At 43.1% G+C, this 9,031-nt stretch carries 8 protein-coding genes and 1 pseudogene; 3 read left to right on the top strand and 6 right to left on the bottom strand.

Features of this window, described 5'->3' with window-relative positions:
- Positions 1-260 precede the first annotated feature (260 nt).
- Positions 261-860, bottom strand: coding sequence for an SPOR domain-containing protein (locus FTT88_RS13570; RefSeq protein WP_180124472.1), 600 nt, complete (start codon positions 858-860; stop codon positions 261-263).
- Between the two features lie 302 nt (positions 861-1,162).
- Positions 1,163-2,953: an arginine--tRNA ligase gene (gene argS / locus FTT88_RS13565; RefSeq protein ID WP_180174009.1), complete on the bottom strand. Its 1,791-nt coding sequence runs from the start codon at positions 2,951-2,953 to the stop codon at positions 1,163-1,165.
- A gap of 177 nt (positions 2,954-3,130) precedes the next feature.
- On the opposite strand from argS, the gene FTT88_RS13560 reads away from it, so the two are divergent.
- Positions 3,131-3,418 carry a DUF2798 domain-containing protein gene (locus tag FTT88_RS13560; RefSeq protein ID WP_372491143.1) on the top strand — a complete coding sequence of 96 codons (288 nt, stop codon included), beginning with the start codon at positions 3,131-3,133 and terminating at the stop codon, positions 3,416-3,418.
- 59 nt (positions 3,419-3,477) lie between these two features.
- Here the strand turns inward: FTT88_RS13560 and FTT88_RS13555 are convergent, their stop codons facing one another.
- From FTT88_RS13555 to FTT88_RS13540, 4 genes and pseudogenes are all read right to left on the bottom strand, one after another.
- Positions 3,478-4,071 (bottom strand): hypothetical protein, encoded by a 594-nt coding sequence (locus FTT88_RS13555; RefSeq protein WP_180174008.1) that lies wholly within the window; start codon positions 4,069-4,071, stop codon positions 3,478-3,480.
- 106 nt (positions 4,072-4,177) lie between these two features.
- Complete coding sequence (locus FTT88_RS13550) at positions 4,178-5,488, bottom strand: DUF445 domain-containing protein (RefSeq protein ID WP_180022347.1); 1,311 nt, start codon at positions 5,486-5,488, stop codon at positions 4,178-4,180.
- A 26-nt stretch (positions 5,489-5,514) separates the two neighbouring features.
- Entirely contained in the window at positions 5,515-6,072 is a 558-nt protein-coding gene (locus tag FTT88_RS13545; protein ID WP_180174007.1) for a hypothetical protein, read from the bottom strand.
- Between the two features lie 59 nt (positions 6,073-6,131).
- Positions 6,132-6,670, bottom strand: a pseudogene (locus FTT88_RS13540) (DUF924 family protein).
- A gap of 210 nt (positions 6,671-6,880) precedes the next feature.
- On the opposite strand from FTT88_RS13540, the gene gshA reads away from it, so the two are divergent.
- Both gshA and FTT88_RS13530 read left to right on the top strand, forming a co-directional pair.
- On the top strand, positions 6,881-8,458 hold the full coding sequence (gene gshA / locus FTT88_RS13535) for a glutamate--cysteine ligase (protein ID WP_180174006.1): 1,578 nt from the start codon (positions 6,881-6,883) through the stop codon (positions 8,456-8,458).
- 21 nt (positions 8,459-8,479) lie between these two features.
- Positions 8,480-9,007, top strand: a complete 528-nt coding sequence (locus FTT88_RS13530; RefSeq protein WP_180174005.1) for a disulfide bond formation protein B — start codon at positions 8,480-8,482, stop codon at positions 9,005-9,007.
- Positions 9,008-9,031 lie beyond the last annotated feature (24 nt).

The following is a 9,031-nucleotide window of genomic DNA, read 5'->3' as shown; positions in this document are numbered from 1 at the left end:
ATTCATATTAAGCTTTACGAGGGCGTTGTATCGTCTGACGAGACGTGTATCAAGATGGGAGATATTAAATTGAAGAGCATGCTCTTCAATTTAACCCAAAACTTGGGATTTGTGTAGATACCTATGCCCTTTAGGAGAGGGTTAGGGAGAGGTTTTTGAGCTAAGCTGATGTATTCAAAAAAGAATCCCTTCTAACCTCCCTTTATTAAAGGAATGAATAAAAAAAAGCGCCATCAGGCGCTTTTTTTTAATTTCAAAATTTAGCGTTTTACGACAATCGAGTCGATACTGCTATGACGTAAAGTTTGCTGTGCAATCACAGCAGCTTCTTGTGAATCATAGGGGCCAGACACAACGCGATACCAAACTTTGCCGTTTTCATTACTTTGAATCACATCGGCAGATAAACCGTTCAAAATAATTTCAGCACGTCGTGCATCGGCTTGATCAGGATCATCATAACTGCGCACTTGCAGAATATAACTTGCAGCAACAGGCGCAGTTTCTGTGGTTTCTAGTCCAAGCTCTGTGGTTTCAACTGGCTTTTGTTCTGGTGCATCAACAATCACCACCGTTTCTTTATTTTCGGTTTCTGGAACAGCTTGTTCAGGAATTGGCGTCACTTGTTGCTGAGGCAATAGGTCGTAGAAACGATAGTCTTTATTGGTTTCTTCTTGGTAGTGTTCAGAGGTAATTTGACCTTTTGGCTTCACAGGCTCCCAAGGTTTCCAAAGCATGAGCGCAACTAAGAAACTCAACACGATTAAAATGATGACAAGTGTACCTAGCCATGCTGGAATCAATGGATTTTTAGGCTTATTTGGCCGATCAGATACACCGCGCTGCGTTTTTCCAAACACGTGGAAACCTCATTTAATTTTAATTGTCACGAACCACTTTGGGGCAGCCCAAAGTAGCAAGTCTTGATTGTTATATATTACATGAGTGTCATCAGGAATTTGTTTAATTTTCACAATTTCAGCACAGCCAAGATGACACGGACATATTGCTGAATATAAACGAAATACAGGCTCATTTCGAGCCTGTATTGAAAAGGATTCTTTTTAGCACAATGCAATTGATGACGCTTAAACCCATGCGCTGTGTTTGTGCATGGGCGATGCCGATGAATTTCTATTGTGCTCGCAACATAAAGGGTTGCTTACATGCTTTCAGGCGCACTCACACCCAATAATTCAAGACCATTGCGTAAAACTTGCTGTACGTTTACAGACAGTAATAAGCGCGCTTGAGTCAGTTCTGCATTATCACCCAAGACTTTATTTTCGTTGTACCAACCATGGAACAACGCCGCTAATTCTTTCAAGTAGTTACCCACTTGGTGTGGTTCATAGCTGTTTGCTGCACGAACCACAATTTCAGGGTAAGCCGCAAGTTTAGCAAGAACTTCAGTTTCAGCTTCTAACTCAAGTTTAGCTGCAAATTGACGTGCAGCTTCAGCAGAGAATTGAACGTCTGTCGCAGCCGCTTTTTCGAGCATACGGCAGATACGTGCGTGTGCGTATTGGATGTAGTACACCGCATTGTCTTTACTTTGAGACACAGCAAGGTCTAAGTCGAAGTCAATGTGTTGTTCTGATTTACGCATGACATAGTAGAAACGAGCAGCATCGTTGCCTACTTCTTTACGTAAGTCGCGTAAAGTCACGAATTGACCTGAACGAGATGACATTTGAACCATCTCGCCGCCACGCCATAGGCTCACAAATTGAACCAAAAGCACCGTCAATTTTTTAGAATCATAGCCAAGCGCATCAATCGCTGCTTTCACACGTGCAATATAACCGTGGTGGTCTGAACCCCAAATATCAATGATATCGGTATAGCCGCGTTGTAGTTTATTTAAGTGATAAGCAATGTCGGATGCGAAGTATGTAGTTTGACCATTACGACGTTTCACAACACGGTCTTTTTCATCACCAAAATCAGTTGATTTGAACCAGATGTTGCCATCTTTTTCGTATAAGAAACCACGTTGATCGAGCATTTGTAATGCTTCATCAATTTTTTCAGTCAAGGTTGCTTCGCTGAACCATTGATTGAAAGTCACGCCAAATTCACCGAGGTCATCTTTAATGTCATCAAGAATGGCTTTCAGCGCAGCTTGATGGAACACACGGTAACCCGCAGCCAAATGGTTTTGTGAATTATGAATTAGGCCATCAATGTGTTTTTCTTTATCGCCTGAAACAACGACTTTATTGCCTTCGCTATCGAGTTCAGCGGCATATTGCACATCTTCTGGAACATCTTTGTAGATGTCGGCAACAGGGCGTACATAAGCATCGCCATCTTTGTCGATAATGCTTTGTGCGATTTCTTTAACGTAGTCGCCTTGGTATGCATTTTTAGGGAAGACCAGTTGTTGACCGGTCAATTCTAAATAACGCAAGTAAGTCGATGTCGCCAAGATATCCATTTGACGGCCAGCATCGTTGACATAGTATTCACGGTCAACTTTAGCACCTGTTGCTTCAAGAAGATTGGCAACGGTCATACCGTAAGCTGCGCCACGACCATGACCCACGTGTAGGCTAGACGTTGGGTTGGCTGAAACGAATTCCACTTGAACACGTTTTTCAGCATTGGCCTGAGTGCGACCGAACTGATCTTTCTGAGCTTGAATTTGGTCTAAGACAGCAAAACGTTGGTCAGCATTTAAAAAGAAGTTAATAAAGCCAGGACCTGCAATTTCTGCTTTGCTGATATCTGCGACTTCTGGAAGATTTGCCAGAATTTTTTCGGCTAAATCACGCGGCTTCATACCTGCAGCTTTAGAGGCAATCATGGCAATGTTTGACGCAAAGTCACCGTGGCTTCGGTCTTTGGTTCGGGTCAAATTGCTAGTATTGTTCCAGTCAGTTGGGAGTACACCTTCAGCTTGAAGGGATTGCACTGCATGATCGAGCGCTGCTTGTATTGCCGTATTCATAATCAGTCGAAAAATAAATGTCGCAGAAAAACGGTAAATATAGCAAATTTCAGGCTCTTTAGGTGAACCCATTTGTTGCGAATAAAAAATATTCGATAAAAGTGAAGCATTGCTTATATCGAAGTAAAACGATATAAGTGGTTTAGCGATTCAGGATCACTGCTTGAGTATATGGACATGTCACAACCCACCCCTAAAATTTTTGGCAATGTGCCGAAGTTAGCTGCACGCTGGGCGCTGATTATCGTGCCGTTTATTTTATCCTGTCTCATGAGCGGTATTATTTCGTTTATTAATATGCTCAGAAATTTAGGTTGGTTTGAGGGTTTTCTGACTCTATGGCTGCATAATTGGATGATTTCTTGGGCAATTGCTTTTCCCATTGTGCTGATTTTATTGCCGTTTGTTCGAAAATTTACAGGCCTGTTGGTTGATATGTCAGGGCCACAGCCACCTGCAAAATAAGCCTGCATGTAAGTCACAGTTGAGTAAAACGGTGACTTACTGCATTTTGCCTTGAATATTTATAAGCTATCGCGACAACTCACCGCTTTAGAGAGTAACTCGGCTTTGTTGTTTTGGAAGGTATAGAGTTTTGAGGAATTAAACACTTTAATGACTTTGGCCTGAGCGACAGCGGTTTTAAAGCTTTGGAACTTTTGCTGATGGGCTGTCTCAAACGGATTTCCAAAGTTTTTATTGTCGAGCAAAATTTGAATTTGCCCCACATTCGTGTCATGTGCTTTTAGGATCTCTTGGCCATCTGCATTGCTTAAACTGAAAGTAGGGCGCTGAGTGCTGATTTTGCAATTCAATTTGAGGCTCAAGGTGAAATTATCTGCCGATTTATTTTTGAGGGTAGACGTACCTTGTTGATCATTTTCAATATAGACCCACTGATTTTTCGGCATATTGGTCAGTAGGGTTTCTAACTGTTGTTGGGTACTTTTGCTGATATCGACCGTGCCTTTTTTATCGATTTCAGGGGCTTTTTCTTTACCGAGCATGCCCATCACTTTGTCACTGACTGTGCTACTGGTTTTGGAAAGGGTCTGGCAAGCGCTTAAGCTACTGATGATTAGAATGAAAGGTAGTGTATAGATGGCAGGTAAATGCATAGATTTTATTGTTCTATTAAATTTTCAGATCGGCAAAGTTTAACGGTTCTACGCATAAAGCTCAAACCTGCGGCCAATCTCCTGTGAGAAGGACTGTAGCGGGCGGCTAAAGCAGCCATTCTACACAGGCACGAATAATTCCCAGTGCAAGGCCAATAAAACCGCCGACCACGACACCATTGACTCGGATCATATGCAGGTCGCCACCGACTTCGTTTTCGATCTTATCGATCATTTCACGTGAGTCCCATTCGTGTATACGTTCACTGATAAACCGAATGACTTTTTCACTGTATTGGTCGGAGAGATTGATGGCAATATCACTCATTTTCTCATTCAGCAATTGGCGTACAGCGACATTAGAGACAATATTTTCGCCCACTTGTTGAATGGCGACGCGTAGGTTTTGTGCAATGCCTGAGTTGGGCTTTTCTAAATCAGAACGAATCGCGTCGCATAAAATCACCACTGCACCACTGATAAAATTCAACATTTGTGGACTATCGAGCATGGCATCTTTGGTGCTGTTTAGGCGTTGGCTGGCAACACTCTGATTGTCCGCCAGTTGCTGCATGAGCTGCTGTGCCATGTCTTCGATTTTACGGCGCCACGGATGTTCATGGTCGGCAAGCATGGACTCGACACGACTGACCAGTGAATCAATGGTTCGCTGCTGTACATCAATACCAATCCAGCTCGCACCTTTGGCGAGCTTCCAAACCCCGAGTTCTTTAAACAATTGACGAGATAAATCACGAGTTTGTTCGGGGTGCTGTAACATCCAATCATGGGCTAAATCTAGTCCACGTTGCAGGACGTCTTGATGGAAATCATTTTCTAAAACTGCCCGCAGCATTTCACTGGCAAGATGGTTGACTTGCGTATTGCGCACCCATTGCACGCTATTATTTTGGATAAAGCGTCCAATTTGTTCCTGACCGACAAATTCGAAAATTTTCGGGACCGTTTGCTGAATGACTTGGGTCACTTGCGCATTATTGTGCGGATTGGCCAACCATTTCCCGACGGCAAGTGAGAGATCCGTCTCCGCTAAGCTTTTTTCAACCACTTGAGGTGAAAGAAAATTTTCCTGAACAAAGCGGCCCATCGACTCGGCAATGCGTGCTTTATTGCGTGGAATAATTTCAGTGTGGTCACGTAAAAATTTGGGAATCGGAATACGACCAAAGGGATTGCGAAATAAAACGGTTATCGCATACCAGTCTGCCAAACCACCAACCACGCCAGCTTCTGCTGAAAGCATCAAAATATGAATGAGCCAAACATATTCGGGCAGCAATTTAGCTGCGATCATCAATGCAATCCACGCCAGCACCGCCACCACCAAAGCAATGGTGGCGAAGCGTTTACTGCGTTGCAGACTAGGTGAAACAGCAGGCTGTTCAGTTGGGTTCATCAATGATCGGGTCTCTATGGGTTGACTTATTTGGTGGTAGGCTCAGCGGCTACAGGCAAAGGATTTCCTTGGCTGTCTAAACCATATTTAGCCCCGAGTGATTGCAAAATCAAGCGAGCATCAAAGGCATCCTGAGGGGCTTTGGCACGATCTTTATAGCAAGTAATACTGTAGGAAACTTGAGTTGGATCGAGTGTGACCACCTGTGGAACGTCATAAAACGGGCCTGGCCAAAAACCAGGATGGCGACGGTAATAGCCATATGGATAAGGCATTGGGTCTGGGTAAATCACCGCTTGGCGCGGCGGTTTTTGACTCCGATTACTCGGATCATCCATGACTTTAAAATATTGAAAGCCATTGTGTAGGGTGGTTTGAGCGGCTTTAACCAAGGTGATTTCTTCGGCAGTACCATAGCTCATATTGGGTCTAGCTTGAAAGCTAATACGATAGCTTTGCGCATTTAATGGTGTCGCAGAATATTGACCGAGTTGTTCAAAGGTCAAAGGTTTTGATGGGGTTGTGGCACAGCCAGTCAAACCGAGTGCTGCGGTCATGGCTGCTGCGATAATGAGTTTGTTCATGCGCATACTCCTGTTCAGTCGGTTCTTGGCAAGGGGAGATACTGGCCAAAAGCCGTCAATTAAAAGCTAGAATTGGGCTGGGTTAAAAATTCCAATTCCTCTGCTGTGGATGTTCTGCCCAATACCAAATTGCGATGAGGGTAACGTCCAAATCGATCGATAATCACTTTATGCTTTTTTTCAAATTCTAAGTTTATCGGATTGCCTAGTTGCTCAAATAATTTTAACGCGCTTTGATGGATTTTTGTCGATTCGCTATGCATAAAGGGCATATATAAAAATGAGCGCTGTTCAGGACTTAATTGTAGGTCTAAACCCTGTGCGATGGCTTCTTGGGCAAGTGCCAAAGCCAGCGCATCTTGGGCAAAAGCCAAGCCAGAATCACGGAATAAATTTCGAGAAAATTGATCTAAAACAATAATTTCAGCCAAGCGACCTTCGGCATTAGTACGCCATTGCCATAGTTCTGCTTGACTGGCTGCTTGATGGATGTCTTTAAACTTTTTTCGATTAAAACATCAAAATTATTGCTTTTAGCGAACCAATTGGGCTGATTTTCTGGGTTAAACCAAAATTCGAGAATATCTTGATAATTCATAAGTTTTAAGCATTATTAGCATATATTTGTTTATAAAATCACAAATTTCAAATGTCATATAGAGTAAGTTTGTGATAAAAAATTGCCAAAATAAAATCACGGTTTGTCTCAAAACTATACAGTGGGTCATATGCCCACTTCAAATCGCGTTATACTGATATAAACTGATGATTTTATTTTAGTAGTTTCTTCCATTTAAGCGAGATAGCAATGAGTCAACCCGAATCGACCTCTCAAGACATTTTACCGACTTGGGTAGATTCTTCGCTGATTAAAGGAATGTTGCGCGGTATTGAGCGTGAAAGCTTACGTATGCAAAGCAACGGTTTCTTGTCTCAGGCCGACCATCCCCAAGCTTTGGGTGCGGCTTTGACTCATCCGCATATCACGACAGACTATTCTGAAGCTTTAATGGAATTTATCACGCCGCCAAAAGAAACCATTACAGAGGCGTTGAACTATCTGCAAGATATACATGCTGTTGCGCATACGCATTTGGAACATGGCGAAAAACTTTGGCCGTTGTCGATGCCGTGCATGTTGGATAAAGACGAAGACAGTATTCGTTTAGCGCAATATGGCAGCTCGAATATAGGACGTTTTAAAACCTTGTATCGTCGTGGTTTAGGGGTGCGCTATGGTCGCCGGATGCAGACCATTTCAGGGGTGCATTATAATTTATCCTTCCCAGATCATTTCTTTGAAGCACTGCAACAACACGAAACTGACGATGCCCTCAAGGCATTGAGCTTACAGGATTATCGCAGTCATCGTTATTTTGGCCTGATCCGTAATTTTATTCGTTTAACGCCATTGGTAATGTTTTTGGTTGGAGCGAGCCCGTCGGTGTGTAAATGTTTTATGACTGGACGTGAACATCAGCTGTTACCGCTCTTAAAAGGCACGCTATTTTTACCCTATGCAACGGCGCTGCGTATGGGAAATTTTGGCTATCAAAATTCAGCACAAAAACAGTTAGGGATTCACTACAACGATATTCAGGCATATTTGGAAGGTTTGCAAAAAGCGGTGCATACCCCGTATGCCGCATTTAGTCATTTAGGTTTAAATGATGAACAGGGTGAACCGATTCAAATTAATGACCATGTGTTGCAAATTGAAAATGAATACTACAGTTTGGTTCGTCCGAAACAAGTGCCGCAGGATGGTGAAACACCGTCTGAAGCCCTGCAAAATCGTGGCGTAGGTTATGTTGAATTACGCGCGGTAGATGTCAATCCTTATAGCCCGATTGGGATCAATGAAGACACGGCAGGCTTGCTCGAAGTGGTGGCTTTGTACTGTTTATTGCAAGACAGTCCAGCGTTGTTAGATGCCGAACAAAATGAAATTGAGAAAAATCAGGCGGAAGTAGTGAACCGTGGTCGTGCGCCAAATGCAGTGATTTTACAGCAAGGGCAAGCGATTCCAATTGAAACATGGTGTCGTACACATGTTGTTGCGATGCAACCGTTGGCTGAATTGCTGGATGATTCTTACAATACAGATATTTACACTCAGGCAATGGCTGTGATGCAATCACGCATCGATGAAGTCGATGAAACATTGTCGGCACGTATGATTAGCGATACTTTAGAACAAGGTGGAACTTGGGGCTTTGGTAGCTTTATGGCCTTACAACATGCTGAAGTGTATGAGCAGCATGTCTTGAGCCCTGAAACTGCAGCATACTTTGCACAAGCTGCTGAGCAGTCTTTAGAAAAACAGGCTGAACTTGAGCAAGACTGTACCTTGAGTTTTGAAGAATATTTGAAAAACTTCAGATAAAAAATTTTAAGAGGATTTACCATGAAATGGAGTTTCCGCTTCGTGAGTGGTTTGTTGTTTTTAACCAGCGTGATCGGTATGTCTTTTGCGCTGTTTTTAGAACATGTACAAGGCTTAGAACCTTGTCCGTTATGCGTATTCCAACGTATTGGTTTGATTGGACTCGGCATCATTTCATTGATTGCATTGATTCACAATCCAGCATCGAATTGGGGTAAACGCATTTACGCATTGTTGGGGACACTATCAATTCTATGGTCTGCTGGGGTGGCTGCGCGTCATATTTGGCTGCAAAACTTACCGCCAGACAAAGTACCGAGCTGTGGCCCGGGACTAGATTATTGGGTAGAAACGCTGCCTTTAAAATCGGTCTTTGAGCAAGTACTGACCGGCTCTGGTGAATGTGCCAAAGTGGATTGGACCTTCTTGGGACAATCCTTACCGGTTTGGTCATTGGTGTTTTTTGCAGTCTTAACTTTGCTTAGTCTTTGGCAGTTATTGCGTAAATACCCAAGCAAACCAGTGCCACGTTTACGTGATAAATTTTAATTCAGTGATACTAAAAAAGCCCTC

The organism is Acinetobacter sp. YH01024 (assembly GCF_013420195.1).
Classification (GTDB): domain Bacteria; phylum Pseudomonadota; class Gammaproteobacteria; order Pseudomonadales; family Moraxellaceae; genus Acinetobacter; species Acinetobacter amyesii.
The sequence above is the reverse complement of the archived record's forward strand: the minus strand, read 5'-3'. Positions and strand labels throughout refer to the sequence as shown.